Source organism: Polaromonas sp. P1_H6, assembly GCF_056405195.1.
Genome location: NZ_JBFUCN010000005.1, coordinates 94,947 through 119,413 on the forward strand (window position 1 = coordinate 94,947; position 24,467 = coordinate 119,413).

The 24,467-nt window shown below is 60.9% G+C and carries 29 protein-coding genes; 7 read left to right on the forward strand and 22 right to left on the reverse strand.

Translation table 11 applies throughout. From position 1 onward, the window contains the following. Positions 1-24 precede the first annotated feature (24 nt). The 12 genes from AC1D1F_RS06590 to AC1D1F_RS06645 form a co-directional block, all read right to left on the reverse strand. A complete protein-coding gene (locus AC1D1F_RS06590; protein ID WP_477696409.1) occupies positions 25-1,551 on the reverse strand; it encodes an ankyrin repeat domain-containing protein in 1,527 nt (508 codons plus the stop codon). 92 nt (positions 1,552-1,643) lie between these two features. Further along, positions 1,644-2,390 carry a hypothetical protein gene (locus AC1D1F_RS06595; protein WP_477678545.1) on the reverse strand — a complete coding sequence of 249 codons (747 nt, stop codon included), beginning with the start codon at positions 2,388-2,390 and terminating at the stop codon, positions 1,644-1,646. Between the two features lie 69 nt (positions 2,391-2,459). Next, positions 2,460-3,854 carry a tetratricopeptide repeat protein gene (locus tag AC1D1F_RS06600; RefSeq protein ID WP_477678544.1) on the reverse strand — a complete coding sequence of 465 codons (1,395 nt, stop codon included), beginning with the start codon at positions 3,852-3,854 and terminating at the stop codon, positions 2,460-2,462. 22 nt (positions 3,855-3,876) lie between these two features. Beyond that, entirely contained in the window at positions 3,877-4,605 is a 729-nt protein-coding gene (locus AC1D1F_RS06605; RefSeq protein ID WP_477700677.1) for a hypothetical protein, read from the reverse strand. Between the two features lie 113 nt (positions 4,606-4,718). Beyond that, complete coding sequence (locus tag AC1D1F_RS06610; RefSeq protein WP_477700686.1) at positions 4,719-5,123, reverse strand: hypothetical protein; 405 nt, start codon at positions 5,121-5,123, stop codon at positions 4,719-4,721. Then, complete coding sequence (locus tag AC1D1F_RS06615; protein ID WP_477700678.1) at positions 5,095-6,648, reverse strand: ankyrin repeat domain-containing protein; 1,554 nt, start codon at positions 6,646-6,648, stop codon at positions 5,095-5,097. Before AC1D1F_RS06615 ends, AC1D1F_RS06610 begins: the two co-directional genes overlap by 29 nt. Before the next feature lie 138 nt (positions 6,649-6,786). Continuing rightward, positions 6,787-7,317 (reverse strand): DUF4124 domain-containing protein, encoded by a 531-nt coding sequence (locus AC1D1F_RS06620; protein ID WP_477700679.1) that lies wholly within the window; start codon positions 7,315-7,317, stop codon positions 6,787-6,789. A 124-nt stretch (positions 7,318-7,441) separates the two neighbouring features. Further along, positions 7,442-7,912, reverse strand: coding sequence for an SRPBCC family protein (locus AC1D1F_RS06625; RefSeq protein ID WP_477697506.1), 471 nt, complete (start codon positions 7,910-7,912; stop codon positions 7,442-7,444). 236 nt (positions 7,913-8,148) lie between these two features. After that, positions 8,149-9,063 carry a helix-turn-helix domain-containing protein gene (locus AC1D1F_RS06630; RefSeq protein WP_477697507.1) on the reverse strand — a complete coding sequence of 305 codons (915 nt, stop codon included), beginning with the start codon at positions 9,061-9,063 and terminating at the stop codon, positions 8,149-8,151. Between the two features lie 31 nt (positions 9,064-9,094). Then, on the reverse strand, positions 9,095-9,469 hold the full coding sequence (locus tag AC1D1F_RS06635) for a hypothetical protein (RefSeq protein ID WP_477679150.1): 375 nt from the start codon (positions 9,467-9,469) through the stop codon (positions 9,095-9,097). Next, positions 9,466-10,026 (reverse strand): hypothetical protein, encoded by a 561-nt coding sequence (locus AC1D1F_RS06640; RefSeq protein ID WP_477700680.1) that lies wholly within the window; start codon positions 10,024-10,026, stop codon positions 9,466-9,468. The genes AC1D1F_RS06635 and AC1D1F_RS06640 overlap by 4 nt, the downstream gene beginning before the upstream one ends. Before the next feature lie 54 nt (positions 10,027-10,080). Further along, positions 10,081-10,389, reverse strand: coding sequence for a hypothetical protein (locus tag AC1D1F_RS06645; RefSeq protein ID WP_477679220.1), 309 nt, complete (start codon positions 10,387-10,389; stop codon positions 10,081-10,083). A 421-nt stretch (positions 10,390-10,810) separates the two neighbouring features. Between AC1D1F_RS06645 and AC1D1F_RS06650 the strand changes: the two genes are divergently transcribed. Beyond that, positions 10,811-11,050, forward strand: coding sequence for a hypothetical protein (locus AC1D1F_RS06650; RefSeq protein ID WP_477697509.1), 240 nt, complete (start codon positions 10,811-10,813; stop codon positions 11,048-11,050). Between the two features lie 29 nt (positions 11,051-11,079). On the opposite strand, the gene AC1D1F_RS06655 is transcribed toward AC1D1F_RS06650, so the two are convergent. From AC1D1F_RS06655 to AC1D1F_RS06690, 8 genes are all read right to left on the reverse strand, one after another. Beyond that, positions 11,080-12,957, reverse strand: a complete 1,878-nt coding sequence (locus AC1D1F_RS06655) for a PAS domain-containing hybrid sensor histidine kinase/response regulator (RefSeq protein WP_477697510.1) — start codon at positions 12,955-12,957, stop codon at positions 11,080-11,082. Between the two features lie 268 nt (positions 12,958-13,225). Then, positions 13,226-13,633 carry a GNAT family N-acetyltransferase gene (locus tag AC1D1F_RS06660; protein ID WP_477678312.1) on the reverse strand — a complete coding sequence of 136 codons (408 nt, stop codon included), beginning with the start codon at positions 13,631-13,633 and terminating at the stop codon, positions 13,226-13,228. A 118-nt stretch (positions 13,634-13,751) separates the two neighbouring features. Then, a complete protein-coding gene (locus tag AC1D1F_RS06665; RefSeq protein WP_477678311.1) occupies positions 13,752-14,027 on the reverse strand; it encodes a hypothetical protein in 276 nt (91 codons plus the stop codon). A gap of 34 nt (positions 14,028-14,061) precedes the next feature. Further along, a complete protein-coding gene (locus tag AC1D1F_RS06670) occupies positions 14,062-14,442 on the reverse strand; it encodes a RidA family protein (protein WP_477678310.1) in 381 nt (126 codons plus the stop codon). A gap of 98 nt (positions 14,443-14,540) precedes the next feature. Then, entirely contained in the window at positions 14,541-14,918 is a 378-nt protein-coding gene (locus tag AC1D1F_RS06675; protein WP_477678309.1) for a hypothetical protein, read from the reverse strand. A 67-nt stretch (positions 14,919-14,985) separates the two neighbouring features. Continuing rightward, positions 14,986-15,450 carry a hypothetical protein gene (locus tag AC1D1F_RS06680; protein WP_477678308.1) on the reverse strand — a complete coding sequence of 155 codons (465 nt, stop codon included), beginning with the start codon at positions 15,448-15,450 and terminating at the stop codon, positions 14,986-14,988. Positions 15,451-15,574: 124 nt separating this feature from the next. Beyond that, positions 15,575-15,802, reverse strand: a complete 228-nt coding sequence (locus AC1D1F_RS06685; protein ID WP_477678307.1) for a hypothetical protein — start codon at positions 15,800-15,802, stop codon at positions 15,575-15,577. Positions 15,803-15,841: 39 nt separating this feature from the next. Further along, positions 15,842-16,711: an AraC family transcriptional regulator gene (locus tag AC1D1F_RS06690; protein ID WP_477678306.1), complete on the reverse strand. Its 870-nt coding sequence runs from the start codon at positions 16,709-16,711 to the stop codon at positions 15,842-15,844. A 73-nt stretch (positions 16,712-16,784) separates the two neighbouring features. Here AC1D1F_RS06690 and AC1D1F_RS06695 point away from each other — a divergent pair, with 73 nt between their 5' ends. The 4 genes from AC1D1F_RS06695 to AC1D1F_RS06710 all read left to right on the forward strand — a co-directional run bounded on the left by AC1D1F_RS06695 (position 16,785) and on the right by AC1D1F_RS06710 (position 19,519). Next, positions 16,785-17,144, forward strand: coding sequence for a cupin domain-containing protein (locus tag AC1D1F_RS06695; protein WP_477700681.1), 360 nt, complete (start codon positions 16,785-16,787; stop codon positions 17,142-17,144). 80 nt (positions 17,145-17,224) lie between these two features. Next, positions 17,225-18,208: a bifunctional helix-turn-helix transcriptional regulator/GNAT family N-acetyltransferase gene (locus AC1D1F_RS06700; RefSeq protein ID WP_477696647.1), complete on the forward strand. Its 984-nt coding sequence runs from the start codon at positions 17,225-17,227 to the stop codon at positions 18,206-18,208. 145 nt (positions 18,209-18,353) lie between these two features. Beyond that, positions 18,354-18,929, forward strand: a complete 576-nt coding sequence (locus AC1D1F_RS06705) for a chromate transporter (protein ID WP_477696646.1) — start codon at positions 18,354-18,356, stop codon at positions 18,927-18,929. Further along, positions 18,926-19,519 carry a chromate transporter gene (locus AC1D1F_RS06710; protein WP_477652069.1) on the forward strand — a complete coding sequence of 198 codons (594 nt, stop codon included), beginning with the start codon at positions 18,926-18,928 and terminating at the stop codon, positions 19,517-19,519. Before AC1D1F_RS06705 ends, AC1D1F_RS06710 begins: the two co-directional genes overlap by 4 nt. A gap of 19 nt (positions 19,520-19,538) precedes the next feature. Here AC1D1F_RS06710 and rlmB read toward each other — a convergent pair whose 3' ends face one another. Next, positions 19,539-20,297 (reverse strand): 23S rRNA (guanosine(2251)-2'-O)-methyltransferase RlmB, encoded by a 759-nt coding sequence (gene rlmB, locus AC1D1F_RS06715; RefSeq protein WP_477675305.1) that lies wholly within the window; start codon positions 20,295-20,297, stop codon positions 19,539-19,541. Positions 20,298-20,495: 198 nt separating this feature from the next. Here rlmB and AC1D1F_RS06720 point away from each other — a divergent pair, with 198 nt between their 5' ends. Together AC1D1F_RS06720 and AC1D1F_RS06725 are read left to right on the forward strand one after the other, a co-directional pair. Next, the gene (locus AC1D1F_RS06720; RefSeq protein ID WP_477675306.1) at positions 20,496-21,374 is read left to right on the forward strand and encodes a c-type heme family protein; all 879 of its coding nucleotides are present in this window, start codon (positions 20,496-20,498) and stop codon (positions 21,372-21,374) included. A gap of 40 nt (positions 21,375-21,414) precedes the next feature. Then, positions 21,415-23,715: a protein kinase domain-containing protein gene (locus AC1D1F_RS06725; RefSeq protein ID WP_477675307.1), complete on the forward strand. Its 2,301-nt coding sequence runs from the start codon at positions 21,415-21,417 to the stop codon at positions 23,713-23,715. A 14-nt stretch (positions 23,716-23,729) separates the two neighbouring features. Here AC1D1F_RS06725 and AC1D1F_RS06730 read toward each other — a convergent pair whose 3' ends face one another. Further along, the gene (locus AC1D1F_RS06730; RefSeq protein ID WP_477675327.1) at positions 23,730-24,446 is read right to left on the reverse strand and encodes an ABC transporter ATP-binding protein; all 717 of its coding nucleotides are present in this window, start codon (positions 24,444-24,446) and stop codon (positions 23,730-23,732) included. Between the last annotated feature and the right edge of the window lie 21 nt (positions 24,447-24,467).

Here is a 24,467-nt window from a genome sequence, read left to right on the forward strand (position 1 = left end):
CTTCGAGTGAATAACTGTTGACGCCTACAACAAGCCGTATTGCTTGAAAAGAGCCTCCCAGGCCGCCGGATCAACGTCATCGCGATAGTTCATGGCCTGCTCAGCGAATGTCTCCGCCAATGGCTCGCCGCCTACCTCGTCCGGTATAGGCGCGCCCAGTTCCAGCAGCGTCCTGGCATTGTCAACGCGACCTTCCGTCATCGCTCGCCACAACGGGAAAATCGAATCGCCGTTGCAGAGCGTCACTTGCCCCAAGGTGGAGCCCAATTGATGGAGCTTTCTCAGCAGCGGAGCTGTTTCGCTGCGGCCCGAGATATAAACTGCAACCCGGTCCAGTGCTTCCACGCTGGACGCAATCTCGTTAATCAGGTGGTCAAGGAATACAAGATCGGTGTTCCCTCCGTCCCACGACTGAAACGGCTGCTCGTACAGCGGGAGGGGAGGGTCATCGCTACGCCCATTGACGCTTTTGACCTCGGAAAACCAGTCTATCGATTGCCGGTCATTCATCCACACAATCACATCCAGTGCAGCGTGCTCCACGGCGGTGCAGAGAACAGCCACCCTATCCTGATCTTGGTATTGTGTCTTCAGGGTATCAACGTCGTTGTGCTTCGCGGACTCGACCACGACTTCATCACGCGACAGGTTTTCATAGAACCCTTCAGGCGCGATCAACAGCGCACCCTGCTCCCTGAAAATCCGTGCGAGCAAGGAATATCCGTCACTCTCAAACGAGTGCCAAATGGGGCTGCCGCACTGGGTGACGGGATTCAGGTTGCTCTTGCACCTCTCAACGACCCACCGGCAGGTTTCGATGGCTTCGAATTCTGCTGATGACAGGACAATGTGCAATACAGTTTCGCCGTCGGTGTTGGTTTCATAGGGGTCGAATCCCAGAGCACAGAGCGCTTTCAACACTGGCAGGTTGCACCAATATGCCGCACGGATCGTGAGTGGCGCGGGATACTGTCCAATACGGCGATTTTCACGAATGACGCCTTGTTCGATTAAATACAGTGCAATAGTGGATGCCTCCCGGAGCATCAAGCCTTCGAGAATCTCGTCGTCAAGCGTTACTCTGGCCACGTCAATCTGAGGGATCAGAGCTTCGGCACGCTTGAAGTTCCTGTTGGCGAGCGCCCGCTGGAAGTCCGAAGTCGGGTCAGGTAGCGCAATGGACTGAAACTCTTTGAGAAAGATAGCTTTCTTCTTGGTCTGTTTTCCATCCGCATAGAGTTCGACCTCGTTGTAGTCGTCGGCTCCGACATGCAGTTTGACCATGTGCGCGCCGAGTTGGAAAAGGGCCGAAAGAATGGGCCTGTATTCCGAGCGATTCCCAGCATAAAACTGCACGCTCACTACATTCCGATAGCGCCGAAAGCGCTCCACGGAGAACTCATTGCGCGCGCCGGGCAGCGATGCGCCCAGGCTTTGAAGCACCTTGTCAAAATACGAGTCCGTCGCACCGAGTTGTGCAACGACTCTCTGGTCAAAGGATTCCGCATCTGCTTCCGCCTTGAACAGGATCTCCGCGCTGAAATCTTGCATCTTCTAGTCTTTCATGAGTGAGATAAAACGCAGGCTTGCCGAGAATCTGACGCTCTCGGGTGGACCCAGATATGCGTGAATCCCTGTAGGCCTCACTTGTGAGCGCGCCACCAGATCGACAGTTCCTGGGCGTCAGGCCGGTTCTGGATGGTGGTCATGACGTCCAGCAGCCGCTTTGCATAAGGTGGTGCATCGTCGGCAAACGAGTTGACCTGGGACTTGCTCAGCGTCCTCTCTCCGGTCAGGAAGTCGTGCGCGTTGCCGCACAGGCCGTGCACATCGCCCACGACCTTCTTATTGAGGCTCTTGAGGTGCCCCAGGCTCTCACCGAGATAGGCCACCTTCAGGGCCAGCATCAGCACGCCGTGGCGCCAGTACCAGAAGTCCTTGAGTTTCTCCTCGGTAGCGGTAGCATCGTGCACCAGGGTGTTGCCGTCATGGCCACTGTCGCCCCACTCACTCGAAACCGCCACCTCCTGGGGCTTTTTCTTGAACGACAGCAATTCACCCAGGGGCAGCAGCGCCTGCTGCTCGTACAGCGCCATGGCCCAGGTGCTGTCCTCGCCGCCGAATTTGACGAAGCCGCCGCTGCGCACGTAGGGCGCGAGCCGGTCCAGCAGCGCATACAGGTCTTCGTCGATTTGGTCCCAGCTGATGTTGGTGATGCGCAGCCCCGACCGGCTGCTGGTGACTTCGCAGAACTGTTGGGCAAGGTAGTCGGCCGCCGAGGTGGTGGCCGCATCCAGCAGGCCCTGCGCCCCCAGATCCTGGCGCATCTGCTTGGCTGCGGCGTGGCGGATGGTCAGGTCGATGTGTGTGACTTGTGCGTGTAGGCCCATGGTGCTTCCTTTCAATTTAGATCAGGTGGCTGATGGAGCCGCTCTGGCCCCATCACTTCGAGTGCATCACTACAGATACTTGAGAATCCAGGGCAAATAGTCTTTGCAGCGGCTGGATCCCAGGTCGGCCCCCATTTGTATGTAGTGCCTGGCTTTCTCCAGATCTTTGGGCCATTGTTTTTTGACTCGATCAAAGTGCGTGTAAGTGGTGCCCAGCAGCCACATGGCCTCCGTACTGCCGCGCTCTGCGGCCTGGATAAACAATTTCTCTGCTTTATTCGCGTCGCGCTCCAAGCCATTGACGTTATGCAAGCACAGCAAAGCCAGGATATGCAAAGCATCCGCGTCGCCTTGCGCGGCTTGCTCTTGCGCCAGAGCTTGCAGTTGCTTCCAATGGAATGCACTGGGGCTTATCCCGTCCTTGTACAGGGCGTAGATTCGCGCGATGGGGAGCTTTGCCAGATCGGGGAAGCGCTGTAGACGAAATGAAAACCGGTTCGGATGCAGTGTCAGCACGGCAGAAATATTTCCCGCCGCCCAATGCAGGCACGCGTATTGTTCATCGGTACCTGACTCACCCAAAACTTCACGATACAAAGGCTGCGTGATGGCTTGCTCAACGTGGGCCAGCGCAGCGGCGTAGTCAAAATTCCAGGAACCCAGTTGTTCATTGATGGAAATGATCTCGAACCCGTTGATTCGCCCCAGATGCGGGCTTTCCACTTCGTCTGGCGACAACAACGTCTTGCTCAACATCTCGAGATCAAAGCGATGATCCGAATACTGGGTATCGGTCTTCACCCGCTTTAATGCAGCAAGCTTGTCAATGATGTGCGAAAACGAATGCATCATCACGCCATCGTCCTGCAGCGATGACACCAAGCGATTGAAGTCGCCCCCCAACGTGTACTTGAACTGCTTGATGAGAAAACCGCAAGACGATTTCTCGGCGGCGGCATTGCGCTTTGCATAAACCTCTGCAGAGTCTTCGTCGCCCGGGAGCTTGTGCTTCACCAGCGTCAGCTTGGCATCATCCTGCGTCCACTTCGCGGACCAGCCGTGAAATGACTTAGCCGTCGCATCAAACGCGGTCACACCAACCGAAGCCAGCCATACCAAGAAGAATACGCAAAAGCCATCGGCATCACGGTCTGTTCCGTCCAGCTCCACGCGCAGTTTTTCGGCGCCATCGAGCACGACCTCCAACTCCGTGGCCAGGGTTGCCTCATGCAAGGCATCCACCACATTGAACTGATAACTGGTGTACGGGGCGTGCGGCAGGAAAATATCGGGTGGCAACTTGTCGGTCGTCAGCGCCGACTTGGCGAGCGAAGATTCCGATACCAATGCCAGCAAGGCACTGCCGTCCTTGCTGTTCACCGCCGCAGCAAAGCGCGAAAGTGCCCGCAGGGCTTCAGGGCTTACTTTTTTGGCCGTGATTTTTAAAGAGAATGATTCAGACATTGATAAGCCTGATTGACTTCAATTATTTGGGCTGACTCACATTGAATGTGTATTTATTCGCGCAATACAAAATGATGTTTTTCGGATTGCTCAGGCAAAGATAAAAGTTCTTTGCATTGCCTTGGGAGCTGTCACATGACTTCACGTCAATGGTGTCCCGGAGGGCGTTGAATTTTTTGTTGGCGTCGGCAAGCTCTTGCCTGGTGATGTATCCGTCATTAAAGTTGACTTCGCCCTGAAGCATGGATTGGTCCAGGAAACGCCAAGTGTCTTTGACCGCTTTGGGGCAACTCAATTCTTTGGCGTTCTCTTCGCCATTTTCGAACAGTGCCTTCGCCATTGCGGATGCCATGGCGGCGGTCTCTTCCGAGACTATTTTTTCTTTTGCATGCGGTTTGACATAGACCTCATCACTGACTTTGCGAAAGACGAATTCGATACCAATCACGGTGGCCTTCATGACCTGCTTATCGAGCTGGCTGATATTCACAATACCAGAATCAATTTCCAGCAAATGACCGTCGGTAATGTAGAAAACGGACGGACTCATGGAACGAATTTTTCCGTTCGCTGAATACGTCACCTGCGTCATGTGATTGCCGCTGAATTCCCATCGGTCGTCTACGTCATCGGAGGGGTTGCCGTTGTACGAGACAATTTTCCAACTACCTTTGAGGGAGCCTTCATTCACTTCGAGGGCGAACGCCGAGTTTGCCAATAGCACCAGCATCGCGGCGATAACTTTCAACATGATTTGTGTTCCTTAACAGGTTATAGGAGAAGAATAGTCGCGCATTGAGCGAGGCTTCTCGGCGCTGTTGCTCTTGATTTCTAGGGTGAATGATTCAGGCATGTGAGTCTCCTTCAGGGCCGACACAGCCGCTGAACTAAATCGTCTGACAATCCAGCATCTTTCAGCCCGTATTCGGAGCCATGAAAGACCAATCCCATCGCACGCAAAGCGATCGGCACCTCCGAGATGTTTGCGGGCACATCCTCCTTGTCGTGCCAGCGCACCCACAAACCGTTGCCCGAAAATAACTGTTCAAACGCCAGTGCTTTGATTTTGAGCAGCCCAAAGAACTCCAGTGCTTGCGCGCTGCGCCAGCAACTCAAACTGCGCCTGTATCTGTTCACGTGTCGCGCGATCAACAAACAGTATTGATAGCTGCGTTTCATTAAGGGACATACTTTTATCCTTGAAGCTTGAGCGAAATAATCCGAACCCGAATTCAGATGATCACAAAGGTTCAGCAAGTCGCGCTTCAATCGTCTCCAGCATGTTCACCGCATCCACCCCTTTGTTGCTGCGCTTGATGTGATATTCAAGCAGCGTCTTCGCCAACTCCAGGCGCGCTCGGGTGGGCGTCCAATGGGGCATGAGAATTTCCGCCGCGGCGATATGGCCTTCATCCAATGCCTTCAGCATGGGGTCATCGCTTTTTTGGCTCAACGCAGATTCATGGAGCTCAATGGCGTTGGGGTTGGCGCCGCGCTTGAGCAGCATGCTGACGAGTTCAACGTTTCCGTTCTTTGCCGCCTTGTGCAGGAGCGTTACCTTGTCGGTGCCAGTCGCGTTGACATTGCAACCAGCATCCAGCAGCAGTTCAACCACGTCGGTATGCCCATCGCTTGCCGCGCAAAGTATTGGCGGTGCAGGCCTGGAAAAATCATAGGGTGCAACTGGCGTATCCAGATCAAATCCCGCTTTTATCAGTGCCTTGATCTTGGCCAGGTCATGCCCGCGAATCGCCTTGTAAAGGTCGCGCGGCAGATCGCCCGTATAAGCGTCGGAGGGTGGGGAGGAAACCATACCCCGCGCCTTCAGGTAATCCACGGCGCCCTTGATGTATCCGAGCCTCCAGTAAAGATTCTCTCCATTCGCCAGCTTGACATTGAGATCCAGTCCCATCGAATCCGCAAAAGCGAGGAACGCTGGAATTTCTTCTTCGCTGTGCGTTCTGAGGTCGAGCAAAGCCGGCACGCCGTTGGCGTCCAGCGTGGAAGGATCTGCGCCATGCTCCATCAGCAGTTTGCAGGCGCCTTGACATCGATAAACGATCGCATAGTAAAGCGGTGTTTGCCCGGCAGCGTTTCGGAGTGTCAGATCCGCCCCGGCCTTGATCAGCATCTCGATGACGTCAGGCGATTCGTTGTTGATGGCGAGGTGCAGGGGCGTTCTGAACCCATCCTCTTTGATTCGCTTGTCAGGCGTCTGGACGTTCACATCCGCGCCTGCTGCGATCAACAGCTTGACGATGGGCTTCTTGTCCTTCAGGACCGCCACATGGATGGGGTACACACCGGGCCGCACCTCCTGGTTCGGGCTGATGCCTTTGGCCAGAAGTCGTTTGATCTCCGCCGACTTGCCTTTTTCCAGGGCCGTGATGAGGGCAAAGTCGTCATCGAACTCGGCCACGGCGGCCACAAACTCCGCCTCTTTCGCCTTGGCCTTGCCGATCCGAACCAGCTTGGTGACGCTGCCCGTTCGGCTGTCGTCGATGCTGGCGCGCAGGTGTGTGGCGCCCAATTCAATCAGCTCGCCCAGCAGCGTCTGGCTGTCCAGGCCCAGCTCCATGAACCGCAATTCCAGGCGCCTGCCAAAGCGTTCCAGGCGCTCGACGCGAATCTGTTCACCTGCATTCGCTTGCACGCAACGCAAACCCAGCGCCCCAAGGGCCTGGCTGGCGGCATCCCAGGCATCACCGGAAGCAGGCTTTAAAGCCTCCAGCCAGCGCTGGCTGGTAGCGTCGTCTTCAAAACAGAGGGTGGCAATCGTTCTTACTTCGGACATGGGGTACTGCTGGCGTTCATCTTGCTGTGAAACAGGGCATCTGGAGTTGCCTGCGTTTTATGGAGGCTGGTGGGGCCGGGAACTGCGCGCCGGGTCTGGGGCGGTCGATCAGGCCCATCAAAGTCGCGCAGCGCTTGCCTACTTGATGCACGCCGTGAAGTGGTTGTTGCCGTTGGACATGCATTGGTAGAAGGCGCGGTCCCTGCCCGTGGCGGACTGGCAACTGCCCAGATTGGTCTCAGCCTTGGCGCGACGAAGCCTGGCGGCGTTGTTGTCGTAGTCGGCCTGGGTGATGTAGCCGGTTTTCAGGTTCTTGGCACTCACTTCCAGCGCCGTATCCGCCTGGTCCTGCGCATTCCTGACCGCGCTGCTGCAGTCCAGCGGCACCTCTTTGCTGTCTTTGGTTCCCAGGGCCTTTTCCATGCCCTTGGCAAAGTCCTGCACGTCTTTGGGAACCTTTTTTGTGCCGTCGGCGTTGTACTCGGTGGCGCGCACCTTGCCGTTGTTGTCGCCGCCAAAACTGCTGTTGCTGTGCAACTTCAGTGGTTCGACGCTCTTTTCGGTGGCAGGCGGCTGTGCGCCGTAGTGGGTCTTGCCCTCGGCATCCACCCACTTGTAAACGCCCTGGGCGTGGCCCGGGGAGGTGGCGAACAGCAGAGCCAGGCTCATGCCGAGAAATTGGGGTCTGGTTTGCAAGCGCATGGTGGGGTCAAGATAAAAAATAAAATTCATCGGGAAAAAAAATCGCAGCGAAGCGTGGGCGGGCCTCCATGGCGCAAGGCCTCGCCATGTTTCAGCGAGCGGGTTCAGTCGCCAGGTTTTCGAGTTTTTGCTGCAACCGATTCACACCGATCACCGCCCTCTTGGTCATGACGCTCTTGAACAAAGGCAGGAGCGTGGCTTTGAATAGCAAGTTGTCGTTGCGACTGAGCATGCGCCATGTAACGCGACAGGAATCAGCGCCCCTTGCCTGAAATAGCATTTCCATTCTGGGCATCAAAGGCGAGAACTCGCCCTCTGTAATCAACACCTTGTTGGATTGGGCCTCTTGAACGCTGATTTTGATTTTTCTCTTGCCTCTGAGAGGGAGGGTGACTGTTTCCAGATATTCCTTGCCGCGCTGGGCGTGCTCAAGCGTGTTGGCTGACTCTATGAATAAAACACCCGGAAACCACTCGGCAAAATGCTCAAGATTTGTCGCGTATTGATACGTGGCCTCGGCCGATCTGGCAATGGTTACGGTCTGTTCAGTGAGTAGCTGCAATGCAATTCCAATTTTTCAAACCTATCGGGAGCCAACGCTGCTGCCCCACCCAACACAGCCGCAGAAGGAGGCATGACCGAACACCTTTATTCGCGGGGCAAACAAAAGCCTCGAATGTTACGGGGGTACGGGGATGCAGTCTTGAATCAAAACGACATTTCCGGTGAATCCAGTGGAGCTGGGTGCAACAGGAATTTCGGGCACAGATACACACCTGCGGGCGGGGTCCGGAGCGATCACCGCAGCTTCAGTGCCTGCCTCAAGCGGTAAGGCCAATAGGATTCCTGGGTTTCAATGGCGCGTTGCAGATCCGTTGGATTCAGTCCCGAGTAGCGTTTCACTTCCCGGCTCAAGTGCGCCTGGTCGGAGAACCCCATGGCAAGGGCGACATCCACCAAAGACCGGCCTCCAAACGCGTTGGAGCCGTGTCCCCGCGCCAATGTCGACTCCATGCGTACCAGCCCACGGATCGCACGCATGGGAAGTCCCAATTGCCCTTTAATGAGCCGCTCTCGCTGGCGCGTGCTTTGCCCCAGGGTTGAAGCGGAGGCACGCAGCGCCACCGCATCAACCCAGTCGTTGAACAAGGACAGGCCGTCCGGTGGCGTTGCCGCCGGCTGCGGGGAACGCACGGGCATCCAGCGAGGCGTTAAAAATGCTTCAATGATTTGAATGCGTTCCAGGTCATCACCGGCGTTCAGGACGGCAATCGCCATCTGCTGCCAGTCCTTGCCGAGCACGGTTTGTAAATTCCTGGCCTGATCCAGCAAACCGGCCACATTCAAATGTGTCAGTGCATGAAAGGCATCCGGAAAAATAGTCAATGAAAATCCAACAGCGGGGCCGTGGTTTTTCCAGACGCTGGGTTGCGTGCGGGGGCCGCGCAAGACAACCCGCCTTGACGACGGGGGCCAGTCGTCAACACCGATCTGCATTGATGATCGTCCACCGCGAATCAACCAGACAATACTGACCAGCGGAGATACCGGCAAATGGCTGAAGCTTTGTTTGGGACTCAGTTGGGCGTCCAGGGTGTCGCGCACCACATACGCACACACGCAATCCGCCAGCAAGGGCGAAGGCAGGAATAGCGACGTGCGCGTGCCGGGGTGTATTGCCCCGTCATCCACATCAAGAGGGTTTATTGCCATGTTCTGCATTCAACAACGAGGCGATCACCGCCTACAGTCCCCAGGAAAAACGGCCCGCGACCGGCTTCCCCTGAATCTGCAATATACCGGCGTCATTTCTGACGCTGAGGAAAAAATCCCCTGGCAGATGCGGATCTCCAGGATTGGTGAATCGGAGCAGCAACACCTTCTGCGTAGTGTCAAAGGCCTCGACCTTGAGGTGGCGCACAGGAATCTCCACGCTACGGGTGCTCCCAGGCATGGCAATGCTGAGGCCGGCAATGGACGGCCGGCTGTCGCCACCCACGACGATGTCCAGAAGATAGCCCTCGGCTTCGAATGAAACGGAGCTGGTGGCCAGTGCGGTGGCGCACGCGCTGATCGCTACGGCTGCTGCAATGAGGCGACGCCGCGCAAGCCCGGTCATGGCGATATCCCGTTCCTGGGCCCCTCAAGCGACGAGGCGTTGGCATCAGAAATCATCTTGCGAAAGCAAAGCCCAAGCAACAAGCCAAGCACCCCACCGACCAGGACGACAGAGCCAATCAGGGAAAGCCCGTGAAGCATGGGTGTCCCTAGGGTGCACAGAAAAAACGCGAGCGCCGATATTAAACTCGCCGTGCTGAAACAGATCGCAAAACGCGCCACCGGCAAGCGATAGGAGTGCGGGTAGTCACGGCCGACGAGATGGAGTATTTTCCAGGTGGCCACGGCCGCAAGCAAGGTCGACCCGATGGTGGCGAGCCAGACACCTCCCGCCAACGCCATCACCCACCACCAGAAGGCCAGAAAGATCGCGTTCCCAAGGCCCGAGGCCAATTGGGTTGCGCTCGGCCATCCCCAAGAGATCGCGCCGGAAGAAAATGCCTCGAGCGCCGTGAGGCAGGGCATCCACAGCAAGGGCCCGATACCCAGAAAGCACGCTGCAACGACTTTGAGGCTGGGCGGCCTGCGCGCATGCAGGTTCTGCGATCGATGAATCATGCAGGCGATTCTAGGCGCGCAGCCTGCGAATGGACTCCTCAGCCCTTCCCGCATTCAGTCGTTAAATTCACTCGGATGAATCGTCTCGTAGACATGGCCTTCGCAGCAGAACACCACCATCCAGAGTCCAAACTGATGCTGGGGATCTGCGGGTATCAGCTGGTTGAGTGCCTTCGCAACGGATTGTTTGAGCGCCGGATCAATGCCTTGCCCGTCCGGCGACGGCGTTTCAACCGTCAGCATCACCAGGGCCTCTTTTTCGTAGAGCTCAACTTGCGGGAAGGACCATCGGGCAGCCGTTGCCTCGACAAAAGCGGCGGCTACCTTTTCGGGAAGTTCCGGCTGGGAGGTAAAAGTACCCATGGGATGTGATGTGAGTCCGGCAACGCGACAAATCAGCGATGCCAGATGATGCTGCACAGCAAGGGCTCGTCAACAAGATCATAAGGAAACGGAACTTTTCACCGAAATTAGTTCCTGTTTTTTCGTTCAAAACCGGCTAGGGATCTTGACGGATTAATCCCAAACGAGCTGGGGAACTGCCACCGGGAAGGGAGCGTGCAAGGCCGGGCAACCCGCAAACGATGAATGCCCGGGGTTCGAACAACGCCACGGGCCCTCCCCTATTTGGGGGATATACCGGCCAGGGCCCTGCGCCCGTGACATATTCCGCATTCCCCATCCTGGCGTATCCCCCTCGGGAAACTACCCAGCGAAGGTGTGCAAAATGACATGGCGTGCCGGCGCCCGACCTGTCAGTATTCGGTAATCGTCAAGGAAACACATGCCCGCCGTTCTGACCACCCATTCGCCCCTTCCCGAAGCCCTTACCCTCGAGAACACCGGGCATGCCGACAGCTCCGCGCGTGAGCGCCGCTACAACAGCCTGATCGCCAAGATGGCCGCGCACCAGCAAGGCAGCGGCCCCATGCCGACGAGCGCGGAATTCGAGCAATGGAAAGAAGACGTCGCCTACAGCCTGGCCATGCGAAGGCTGCTGGCGGACGCACCCCTGCGCCACTAAGCCCGAGGCAGGCGACGGGCTCCCGGCAGTCAGCCGAGGCGCTGGATCAGGTCTTCCAGGGACTGGAAATCCACCGGCTTTACCAGGTGGCAGTCGAAACCGGCGCTCTGGGTCCGGTTCTTTTCGTCTTCATTGCCGTAGCCGGTGACGGCCGCGATCAGCATGCCGGCGCCGTGCGGCAAGCCGCGCAAACGGCCGGCGACTTCAAACCCATTCATGCCGGGCATGCCGATGTCAACCAGGGCGGCAGACGCTTCATAGCTTTTTGCGATCTCCAGCGCATCCGCTCCGTTGTAGGCGACCTTCGCCGAGTGTCCCAGCAGCCTGAGAATCTCCGCAAGGCTGTCAGCCGCGTCGCGGTTGTCGTCAATGACCAGGAATTTTTTCACGGGTGCATCGGTCGCCGCAGCCTTGTCCACACTTTTCCCGGGAATGGAAAACCTGAAGCGGCTTCCCTTGTCGGGGCCCTCGCTCTCGGCGCTGAGCACGCCGCCGTGCATTTCCACCAGGGACTTTGCCAGCGTCAAGCCTATGCCCAGGCCGCTTTCCTTGGCGGCGGACTGCATGTCACCCTGGGAGAACAACTCAAAAATCTGCGCGATCGCGCTTTTCGTGAGGCCCAGCCCGTTGTCTGCCACCTCGGTCCAGACCTGGGCGCCCTCCACCCAGCATCGCAGCGTGATACGCCCTCCCGCTGGGGTGTATTTGGCCGCATTGGTCAAGAGGTTCTGGATCACCTGGGTCAGCCGGATGCCGTCGGCGTCCACATAGACCTCGTCCTGCGGCAACTCCGCCGAAAAAGTGTGGTGCCTGGCGTCCATGATGGGGCGCATGGCCTCCGCGGACCGGCTCAGGACCTGGTTGTAGAGGAGGGTCTCCTTCTTGAGGCGTATCTTGCCCGTGCTCAGGCGCCCGACGTCCAGCAGGTCATCGACCAGCCGCGTCATGTGGGTCAGCTGGCGGTCTATCATCTCGCGGCTGTTTTTGACGACCGGGCTCGGCGAGGGCTCGAGCTGCAGGACGGTGACCGCGTTACGAATGGGCGCCAGCGGGTTGCGCAGTTCATGCGCGAGCATGGCCAGGAACTCATTCATGCGCCGGCTGGAACGCTCCAGTTCCTCCAGCCGCCGGCGCTCGGACATGTCGCGGGTGATCTTGGCGAAGCCGCGCAACTGCCCTTCGGCGTCCCGGATGACGGTGATGACGACATTGGCCCAGAAGCGGGAACCGTCCTTGCGGACCCGCCAGCCCTCTTCTTCCGCCCGGCCTTTTTCAAGCGCTGCCCGCAGCTCGTTCTCGGGCATGCCGAGCGCCAGTTCCTCGGGCCGGTAAAACAGGCTGAAGTGGCGGCCTATAGCCTCGGCCGCGCTGTAGCCTTTGAGGATTTGCGCACCCGTGTTCCAGCTCTGGATGATGCCCTCGGGATCGAGCATGTAGATGGCATAGTCCTGCACGCCCTCCACCATCAGGCGCAGCCGTTCTTCGCTTTCCCGCAGGGCCTGCTCGTGCCTGCGCCTTTCGGTGAGGTCGCGGGTCACCTTGGCGAAGCCCGCATGGCTTCCGTCCGGATCGGTCAGCGAGGTGATGACCACATTGGCCCAGAAACGCGAGCCATCCTTGCGGACCCTCCAGCCTTCATCCTCGAAGCGGCCGTTCTGTTTGGCGAGTTTGAGTTCCTGCTGGGGCCATCCGGTGGCCCGGGCTTCGTCCGTGTAAAACATGGAGAAATGCCGCCCCATCACCTCATCGGCGACGTAACCCTTGATGCGGGTCGCGCCGGTATTCCATGACACCACGTGGCCGCCCGGATCGAGCATGAAAATCCCGTAATCGACCACGGAATCGACCAGCAGGCGGAACCGTTCGATGCTGACTGAATCCACGGGAAGAACGGTAGTGAGGGTCATAGCGGTCAATCTCCTGCTTCGGCACTCCGCGCAGGTTCACGGCATGAAAATAAGGCTTGCTGCTGCGTACAAATACGGGCCCCCCAAGAGACCAGGGCAAAAAAAACCCCGGGCGGCCCGGGCCTCAAAACTGGTAAATCCAGAGGAGTGATGCGCGCCCCTCACAGGGCTCGCCACTTCAATATAGCCAAGCCGTTCGTAACATTGTGTAGGAGAACGCCGCATTCGCAGCGTGCGGCGATGCGGCCAGGCGAGCGACCGGAAAGTCTTATTGCTTTCGTCGTATGACGAAGGCATTGCCGGCCTGCTCAAACCCCAGCGCGGGATAGTAAGACATGGCATCGGGCGCCGAGAGCAGGATCAGGGACACCTGGTCCCCGATGATGGCTTGTGTGCGCCGGATCAGTTCCTTGCCGATGCCGGCGCCCTGGTATTTTTTGTCCACGGCGAGGTCCGACAGGTAGCAGCAATAGGCATGGTCGGTCAGCGAGCGGCTCAGGCCCACCAGCTCATTGCCCACCCATGCTGACAGCAGCAGACTGGGCGCGGAGAACATGCGGGCAATCCTCGGAAGGTCGGCCGTGGGACGCTTGATGCCTGATTGCTCGAAGACGCGCACGACGTCCACGGGATCAAGCGGGTAGTTGTGGCGGTATTCAACGGTGATGTTTGTCATGGTCAAGGGCCTGAAGTTTGACGTGATCGTTTTATCCAGCATCGGCCATCGCCGCAATAGACACTTTCAGCCCAAACGTTCCAGAACAGGCAGCTTCGCGCCCCGATGCGTTTCGGCATCACACCACGACAACATCGCCCCAGGCCAGCCCGATATACAGCCCGCCCCAGAGAAAGAACATGCCAATGGCAAACAGCACAAGGACTGCGGTGAACCGGTCGACAGCGGTCATCTCGATCCAGCCGCCATCTGTCAGAAGTTCCAGGAGTATGTCGACCCAACGCACGGGTCGCGTCCGGATTTCCGGCTCGTGCCTGGAAACCAGGACCTTCCAGGCCCCCACCAGGAACAGGCCGCCGATAAAGCAGCAGAGGACGGCGAAGGCGTCAATCATGAGGGCGGGATCAGCGCTTTTTTGAGCGAAGCGCTCAGGCCTCGGCAATCACCGCGATGGACACTTTGAGCCCTGGCACCCGAACCGGCAGCTTCGCGCCCTGCCGCGCGGGTGGGTTCACCGGAAACCACTTGAGCCACTCTTCATTCATGCCCGCGAAGTCGGCCTCTTCCAGGATGATGACGGTGGCGCTCACGACCTTGTCGAGGGAAGATCCCGCCGCCTTGAGGATCGCCGACACGTTGTGCAGGCACTGCCGGGTCTGCTCCTGGATGGTCTCGCCCGCAATCTTCCCGGTGGCGGGATCGTGCGGCCCCGTGCCCGAGACGAACACAAGGCCTGCGGCCCGCACCGCCTGGCTGTGGGTCGGTGGCGGGCTTGGAGCGTCGAAGGTTCGAATGATGTCTCTTGCCATGATTGTCATCCGTGTAGCGGGATGTTGAGGGGATGGACGGGACCAGGTCCCGCAACGATTCTAGGCGGCCGGCCTGCGGGTTGCCTCCCCACAATGGACTAGATCTTGAGGGGGTCAAGGTATTCATGCTTCAAGATGATCCGCGCCAGGCGATGCTCGAGGTAATTGACGGAAGGCTTCTTTCCATCCGACCTGAAAACAAAGTACTCGCCGTATTGATTCCTGGCATAAACAGTCAGGGCGTAAGTCGTGTTCTCACCGTTGCTGTGGTCTTCGTCTTGACGGACGACTACCGCGCTCCGGCCTTCAAATGCAAATCTCGGATCATTCGAGTGAACGGCACTTTCCTGAAACTGCCGCATTGCCACGTCGATGCGGCTTTCCCCCGAATGACGCCTTGCATACAGGGCATAAGCCGTAATTCCAAGCGCTGAAAGCAGAAACAGCGCGGCTGAGAAAAAGTTGGCGTCGTACATGAGCGGGAAAGCCACCTTGAAGTTGATTGACTGCCCAGCAGACTGCACGGAGCCTTACCGACACCGGTTAAAGCAAACTCTTATAAGACCAGCCAAAACAGGCGACACCACCCTTGCCCGCGGAAACACTGCCGTCCACCCAATCGCAGTTGGGGCCGCGCTGGTGCGACCTCACGCCCATGGCCGTGAACCTGGAAGGACGCGCCGGGTCGCGCGAAACCTCGGCTTGCAGAATGTCTCCGGGACTGAACCCCATGCCGCTCGGAACCAGCACCTTGCCCACCACATTGCGGCCGGAGACGGCGAGCGCCGCGTACTGGTTCTCCCTGGCCTGCAAGGACATGGCACACACGATATCGCGCCGCATACATGCGCTGCTGGCCAGGATATCGCTGTCAGGGACGTCCGACAGCGAGACCACCACGCCATAGACTCGCTCGCCGGCGGCCTTCTCCATGAATTCCGGCGAGGGCGGGCTCGCGCAGGCCGTGAGCAACACGGCCGCTGTAGCCGTGAAGAGAACTGAACGCATCGGCAAACTCCTCTCGAACCGTTTTCTGATGAATGGGAGCAATTCCTGCCGCGATTCTAGGGTCGCAGGCCGCAAACGGCCTCCTCACAATGAACCAGGGAATCAGGACAGGCAGCCCTGGCCGCTAGCTTTGATCCGGACGGCTTGACTCGCGTGCTTTTTCTTTGCGCATGGCGGCATCGACTATTTTCAGCAGCGGCATGACAACCCAGACTCCTGCGAAGACCGCATACAGGGACCACACCACGAAGAGCGCGCTTCCCCTTGCATGCGGTCCCTTATAGGCGATGACGGCCAGGCCGAGCAGTATCCAGCCGGCAAATGCAATAAGGAGACGTTTTCTTGCCGTCATGGGTAGATGACTGTACCGATATTTTCGCTTTTGCTCGCTTTATGCGCTGTCACCGGAAAGTCCCCCTGCAGACTTCATCTGCCGCAACCAGGCCCCTGGCGCCAGACCCACACTGCCCTTGAAGCGCCGGCTGAAATGGCTCTGGTCGGCGAAGCCGCAGGCGGCTGCGACCTCGGCCAGGCCCTGCCCGGCCAGCATGGCGGACTGGGCGCGTTCCAGGCGCACGGCGTTGAGATAGATATGCGGCGGCACGCCGAACTGCCGGGCGAAGGCGCGGGTCAGGTGCACGCGCGAGAGGCCGGCCTCGCGTGCGAGGGCTTCGACGGTGATGTCCTCGCCGTAGTGGCTGCGCAGGTAGTCGCGGATGCGGGCCATGCGGGCGGCGCCGGCGGCCTTGGTGTCGTCGCCCGCGCTGCGCCGTTCACCGTAGCGTTGCAGCAGCCGCACCAGCACATCACGCGTGAGCTCCTCGGCGCGCAGCGACTCCTGGGCCTGCCCGGCCGCGCCTATGGCCTGCGCCAGCGCGCGGCCCATGGCCGCGTCGCGCACCACGGGCTGGCGAAAGTAGGCGGCCATGTCGACGCCTGCCTCCTTGTCGCGGCATTCGTCGACCACCTGGGGCGCCACGTACAGCATGCTGTAGCCGAAACCCTCCTGCGTGCCGCGCTGGCCGTCGTGTGGCTCGTCGGGGTTGAAGAGGATGACGTCGCCGCGCAGGCTGGCGTGCAGCGTGCCGCCGCAATGAAAAGTCTGCACGCCGGAGGCGGTGACGCCTATGGAATAGGTTTCGTGGCTGTGGCGCTCAAAGCTGTGCTCGGTGAAGTGGGCCTTCATCTGCGTCACGCCGGCCAGGGCGCCCGGGCGAAAGTTTGCCCAGTCTTTGGCGGTGGTTTCCTGGGCATGGTGCATGAAACAATCGTACAAGACGCGGCGGGCACGGACAAGCAGACTCTCTTCTTTCATACACGCAAGAGGAATTTTCATGAAAACAGACGCCATAGACCTGCAGGCCAAGCTCGCGAGTTTTGAAGGCCACTGGCAGCCGCGCACCGTGAGCGAGTTCAACGGCCACGACGTGATGGTGGTCAAGGTCCAGGGTGAGTACAGCTGGCATTCGCACCCCGACAGCGACGACTTCTTCCTGGTGCTCAAGGGTGAGCTGCACATCGATATCGAGGGCCGGCCCACCGTGATGCTCAAGCCCGGCCAGCTCCATGTGGTGCCGCGCGGCGTGCGGCACCGGCCGCGCGCGGTAGAGGAAGCGCACTTGCTGCTGATAGAACCGACCGGCGCGCCCAACAGCGGTGATGCGGCGACGGCGGCGCCGCGGCGGGTGATCTGAGGCCGGATTGGCGCTACCCCGTCGGAGGGTAGAAACCCCAATTACTTGACTTTGTCAATTAATTGCTTGACGATAGCCGCATGGCCTCGTCAAACTCCCCTACCCTCCCCACTCCCCTCATTCCGGCGCCTTCCGCGCCAGCCGCCAGCACCGCCCACATCAAGGCGATCCGCGGTTTCAACCGCTTCTACACCCAGCGCATCGGCGTGCTCGACCCTTACCTGGGCAGCGAGTTCTCGCTGACGGAGGTGCGGGTGCTCTACGAACTTGCCCACCGCGACCAGCCGACGGCCACCGAGCTGAGGCGCGACCTGTCGCTGGACGCCGGCTACCTGAGCCGTATCCTGCGGCGCTTTGAAGGCAAGGGCTGGCTGGCGCGCGTGCCTTCGCCGGCCGACGCGCGGCAGAGCCTGCTCAAGCTGACGGAGGCCGGTCACTCGGCGTTCGCACCGCTGCAGCAGCAGTCGCGCGACGAGGCGGCCGCCCTGCTCGCGGCGCTGCCACCGCAAGACCAGCACAAGGTGGTGGGCGCGATGACCACGGTGCAGCGCCTGCTGGCCGGGCCCGACGAGGCCGCGGCGACGCGCACCGTCGTCTTGCGCGACCCGCAGCCGGGCGACATGGGCTGGGTGGTGCAGCAGCACGGCGAGATCTACGCGCGCGAATACGGCTGGAACAGCGAGTTCGAGGCGCTGGTGGCCGACATCGCGGGCAAGTACCTTAAGCACCACCGGCCCGACTGCGAGAAATGCTGGATCGCCGAACTGGACGGCGAGCGCGTGGGCGCGGTGTTCGTGGTGCGCAAGTCGGCCACGGTGGCGCAGTTGCGCATGCTGATCCTCACGCCTGGGGCGCGCGGACTGGGTCTTGGCGGGCGCCTGTCGGACGAATGCATCGCGTTCGCGCGCGCCAAGGGCTACAAAAAAATGGTGCTCTGGACCAACAGCTGCCTGACGGCGGCGCGCGCGATTTACGCCAGGCGCGGCTTTGAACTGGTCAAGAGTGAGCCGTATCAGGGTTTTGGTCATGAATTGGTTGGCGAAACCTGGGCGCTAAAGCTTTAGGCGTACAGGGCCGGAAGTTTCCAAGGCTTTGAGCGTTAGCCCTCGTGAATAACGAAGAGCGAGCTATTGTTTTAATAGCGGATGAAGCACCTCGGCTTCTCGCGGGCCGGCCGGGGCATGCGGTGCGCGCGGCGATAATGGGCGCATGAGCCCCCTGCCCGCGGAAGAGCGCCCGCAACCCAAATCCCTCACCGACCTCTTTGTTTCATTCACCCTGCTGGCCCTGCAGGGTTTCGGCGGCGTCCTCGCCGTCGTGCAGCGTGAGCTGGTCGAAAAAAAACGCTGGATGACGCGTGAGGAGTTCATCGAAGACTGGGCGGTGGCGCAAATCATGCCGGGCCCCAATGTGGTGAACCTTTCCTTGATGGTGGGCGGGCGCTACTTCGGCCTCAAGGGCGCGATGGTGGCGCTGGCCGGCATGTTGACGCTGCCGCTGGTGCTGGTACTGCTGCTGGCGGTGCTGTATGCCCAGTTCGCCGGCCATCCCGGCGTGGCGGGCGCGCTGCGCGGCATGGCCGCGGTGGCGGCCGGGCTGATCGGGGCGACCGGCCTCAAGCTTTTTGGCGCGCTCAAGAAGAACGTGCTGGGCCTGCGGCTGTGCGCGGGCCTGGGCCTGCTGTGTTTTGTGTCCATTGCACTGCTGCGCATTCCGCTGGCTTACGTGCTGCTGAGCCTGGGCTTCACGGCCTGCGTGCTGGCCTACCGCAGGCTCCAGCCATGAACGAACAACTGCCAACGCTGCACCTGGTTTTCGGCGCGCGGGAATGGTTCGACCTGTTCCTGCACTACCTCTCGCTGTCGCTGCTGTCGGTGGGCGGGGCCATCAGCACCGCGCCCGACATGCACCGTTTCCTGGTCGACAAGCAGCACTGGCTGACCGACGCGCAGTTCAACGCCTCCATCGCCATCGCGCAGTCAGCGCCGGGACCTAACGTGCTGTTCATCGCCTTGATGGGTTGGAACGTGGGCCTGAACGCCGGCGGCATGCTGACCGGGCTGCTGGGCGTGTTCCTGTCACTGCTCGGCATTTTGATTCCAAGCACCACGCTGACCTATACGGCGGCGCAATGGGGCCACCGCAATCGCGAACTGCGGGCGGTGCGCGCCTTCAAGCAGGGCATGGCCCCCATCGTGGTGGCCTTGCTGATCGCCACCAGCTGGATCCTGGCCGCCGCCAACGGCAGTTCGCTGAAGGACTGGCCGGTATGGCTGCTGACCGCCGCCTCGGCCGTCATCGTCTGGCGCACCCGCATCCATTTGCTGTGGCTGCTGGGCGCGGGCGCGCTGCTGGGCTGGTACGGGCTGGTCTAGGGCCCGTTAACGCCCGGCTTCAGGACGCCTGACGCCGCTGGCGCAAGGCTTCGTACAGACACACGCCGCTGGCCACGGACACATTCAGGCTTTCCACCGCCCCACGCATGGGGATGCTGACGAGTTCGTCGCAGGTCTTGCGCGTGAGCTGGCGCATGCCCTCGCCTTCGGCGCCCAGCACCAGGGCGACCGGGCCTTTCAAGTCCACGTCGTAAATGGTTTTTTCAGCATCGTCGCTGGTGCCTATGCACCAGATGTTGCGTTCCTTGAGCTCACCCAGGGTGCGGGCCAGGTTGGTGACCATGAAATAAGGCATGGTTTCGGCCGCGCCGCTGGCGACCTTGGCGACGGTGGCGTTGATACCGGCCGCATGGTCCTTGGGAGCGATCACCGCATGGGCGCCGGCGCCGTCGGCCACACGCAGGCAGGCGCCCAGGTTGTGCGGGTCGGTCACGCCGTCCAGCACCAGCAGCAACGGCTGGGCCGTGCCGGCTTCTTCGAGCTGCTCGAGCAGTTCGTCGAGTGACTTGACCTGGGCCAGCGCATCGACCCGGGCCACCACGCCCTGGTGGCCGTGGCTGCCGCACATTTTGGCCAGGCGCAGGCCGTCGGATTCGATCAGCCGTATGCCGGCCTCGCGGGCCCGGTCGGTGAACTGGCGCATGCGGGCATCGCGGCGCGAGGCGTCAAAAAACACCTCCAGGACGGACTTGGGGGAGGTTTTGATGCGGACGCCGACGGCATGGAAGCCAAAAAGGACTTTGGGGGTGGATGACATGCGGGGATTATCACTGCCAGGAGTCTGGGCGGCCCGGACTCTTCACCCCTCATTGACCACTCATTGGCATTACTACCGGTGCGCCAGGACCGACCGGCGGTCACAATGCGTGCTGGGTAAGACTAAAATAGTAACAATTTGTTGGCCGGCGCAGGCTGACGACGCTTCGCGACAAAAACATACACAAGTGGGGTCGTTATGGGATTGAGGCTTAAATTTAACCTGGTGCTGGTCGTGGTGTTCCTGGCCGGCTTCGGCGCCGCCGGGTTCATGTCGCGCCAGTTGCTGCAGGAAAACGCGCGTGAGGAAGTGCTGCGCAATGCGCGGCTCATGATGGACACCGCCCTCTCGGTGCGCGCCTACACGGTGGAGCAGATCAAGCCACACCTGGACAAGCAGCTCGAAGAGGTCTTCCTGCCGCAGACCGTGCCGGCCTATGCGGCCACCGAAACCCTGGGCAATATCCAGAAGAAGTACCGCGACTACGGCTACAAGGAAGCGACGCTGAACCCGACCAACCCGCGCGATCGCGCCACCGACTGGGAAGCCGACATCGTCCAGCAGTTCCGCCAGAACGCCGATTCGAAAGAACTCATTTCGGAGCGCGCGGCGGCCACGGGCCGGCTGCTCTACATTGCCAAGCCGATCCAGATTACCAACGCGGCCTGCCTGCAGTGCCACAGCGTGCCGGCGGCCGCACCGGCCAGCATGATCAAGATCTACGGCGAAGCCAACGGCTTCGGCTGGAAACACAATGAAATCATTGGCGCGCAGGTGGTGACGGTGCCCATGGAGATCCCCATCCGCAATGCCGAGCGCACGTTCAAGACCTTCATGGCCTCGCTGGCGGCGGTGTTTGTGGTGGTGTTCGTGGTGCTCAACCTGATGCTAAGCTGGCTCATCGTGCGGCCGATACGCCGCATGTCGCAGGCGGCCGACAAGGTCAGCACCGGCGACTTCGAGGTGCCCGAATTCGCGGACGGCGGCAAGGACGAGGTGGCCGTGCTGGGCAGCTCTTTCAACCGCATGCGCCGCAGCCTGGAAAAAGCCATGCAGATGATAGACCGCGGCGACTGAGACGCATCGAACTTCACGACCCCACGACGACCGCGCACGCATGACCGACCCTGAAGACAAGACCCGTACCCAGCCCGTGCGCCCCGACGGCGCCGCGCCGGCTGTCGTTGGCGACGGCGACGCGGCCGCGCTGATGCCGGGGCAGACGGTCTTTGAATACCGCATCGACAAAATGCTGGGCGGCGGCGGCTTCGGCATCACCTACCTGGCCCAGGACATCAACCTGCAGTTGCCGGTGGCCATCAAGGAATACTTTCCGGGCGAGCTGGCGGTGCGCGCGGCCGACCTGTCGGTCAGCGTGCGGTCCAGCGAAAACAAGGGGCAGTTCCAGTGGGGCCTGGAGCGCTTCCTCGACGAGGCGCGCGCGCTGGCGTCGTTTCGCCATCCCAACATCGTGCGGGTGCTGCGCTACTTCAAGGAAAACGGCACGGCCTACATCGTGATGGAGTACGAGTCGGGCGACCCGCTCAAGCGCTGGCTGGCCAAGCAACCCGCGCTGGACCAGCAGGGCCTGCTGAAGATCATCTACCCGCTGATGGACGGCCTGGAGGCCGTGCACAAGGTGAACTTCCTGCACCGCGACATCAAGCCGGACAACATCTACATCCGCGCAGACGGCACGCCGGTGCTGCTGGACTTCGGCGCCGCGCGCCGCGTCACCGGCAACCAGGACATGACCAACATCGTGAGCCCGGGCTTCGCGCCGTTCGAGCAGTACCACAGCAAAGGCCACCAGGGGCCGTGGACGGACGTCTATTCGCTGGGCGCGGTGATGTACTGGATGACGACCGGCCACAAACCCATGGAATCGGCTTCGCGCGTGCGCGAGGACAGCATGCCCAAGGCCGCCGACACCGCCAGCGCGGTGGTCTTCGGCGCGCCGCTGCTGCGCGCCATCGACTGGGCGATGACGCCCAACGAAAACCAGCGGCCGCAGGATGTGGCTGCGCTGCGCCAGGCGTTGCTGAGTTCGGACTTCGTGAAGACGCAGACGCTGCGCGCGGCCAGCGTACTGGCGCCCCCCACACCTGCGGCCCCGCCTCCCCCACCCGCACCCGCGCCGGCACCCGCCGAAAGCAGGACGACCACCGCCGCGCCGCCCGACAACGCCCTGCTCGCCTACGCCGCCAATACACAGTCCATCCCGCTCAACAGCGCCGAGAACCTGCGCAAGAACGTGCTGGGCACCATCATGTTCCTGGACCTGGTGTCCTACTCCACCTATTCGGTGGACCAGCAGGTGGTGGTCAAGGCGCTGTTCAACGAACTGATCACCAAGGCCATAGGCGGCGTGAAGGAGTCGTCGCGCATCATGATAGACACCGGCGACGGCGCGGCGATCTGTTTCCTCGGCGACCCCGAGGAGGCGCTGCAGTCGGCCCTGCTGCTGCGCGACCTGCTGGCGCAGAAGTACGGCCGCAAGCTGTCCCTGCGTGTGGGCCTGCACCTGGGGCCCATCCGCATGGTGTTCGACATCAACAACCGGGTCAACGTGGTGGGCGACGGCATCAACGTGGCCCAGCGCATCATGGACTTCGCCAGGCCCAACCAGGTGGTGGTCTCGCGGGCCTATTACGACGTGATCTCGCGCATCACCGACAGCGCGGCCGGCCATTTCGACTACCTCGGCCCGCACATGGACAAGCACCTGCGCTCGCACGAGATCTACGCGGTGCTGGACCCGAATGCCGCGCCGGCGGCAGCCGCGGCATCGCGCAACCTGGAGTTCGAGCACACGGCCTCGTTCGCCGCGCTGGCCTCGCTCACGCCGGAAATGGTGCACGACATCGAGGCCGAGCTGGCCAAGCTGATCGGCCCGCTGGCCCGGGTGCTGGTCAAAAAGGCGGTGCCGCGCACGGTGAGCGCCCAGGGCCTGCGCGACCTGCTGGCCGTCTCCATCCCCGACGCGACGGCGCGCGAGGCCTTTGCGCGACCGCGCAATGCCAGCATGCCCGTGCATTCGGGGCTGCATGGGGCCTCGGGTCCACGCACCGGCGCCACAAGCGCCATAGGTGCCACCACAGGTACGCCCAGCCGCCTGCATTCCATGCCGGTGTCCGGCCTGCGGCCCCAGGACATGAGCCGCCCCACGGGCCCGTCATCGCCGTCGGCGACCTCGACTTCCATCAACCTGCAGCATTTCAGCGCGGAACTACAGGCCCAGCTCGAACGCATGCTGAGCCTTTACATCGGCCCGCTGGCCAAGACACTGGTGCGCAAGGAATCGGCGCGCCACACCAGCCTGGGCGCATTGGCCAAGGCCCTGGCGCAGCTGATCGACAAACCCGACGACAGGGCGAAGTTCCTGGCCGCGGCGCAAAAACTGCACACGGGGCGCTGAAGCCCCGGGCAAGTTCAGGCCGAAACGACCCGGCCCGCGTCTATGGTGATGCGCCGCTCGCAGCGCGCGGCGATGCCCTGGTCATGGGTCACCAGCACCAGCGTGGTCCCGAGTTCACGGTTGAGCTCGAACATCAGCGACATGACGGTCTCGCCGGTGGCGAAATCCAGGCTGCCGGTGGGCTCGTCGGCCAGCAGCACCGCCGGCTGCACCACAAAGGCACGGGCCAGCGCCACACGCTGCTGTTCGCCGCCCGACAGCACCTTGGGATAGTGGCCCAGCCGCTCCCCCAGGCCGACCCGCTTGAGCATCTCGGTGGCCTGCGAGCGGGCGTTCCGGACGCCCGACAGCTCCAGCGGCAGCATGACATTCTCCAGCGCGCTCAGGTTGCCCATGAGCTGGAAGCTCTGGAACACAAAACCGACCTTCTGGGCACGCAGGGTCGCGCGGTCGTCTTCGCTGAGGGCGAACAAGTCCTGCCCGGCCAGCTTGACCGTGCCCTCGGTGGGGGTGTCCAGGCCAGCGATGATGGACAGCAAGGTGCTTTTGCCCGAACCCGAGGCGCCGACAATGGCGGCGGTTTCGCGCGCGGCGAGCGCGAAGTCAATATCGCGCAAAATGGCCAATGTGCCGGTGGAGTCGGTGACCGACTTGAAAACGTGCTCCACGGAAATAATTGATGCCTCAAGCTTTGCAGCCGCACCGGAAATGCCAGGCGCTGTGGAGGCCATGGAAGCATCATTCACGCCACT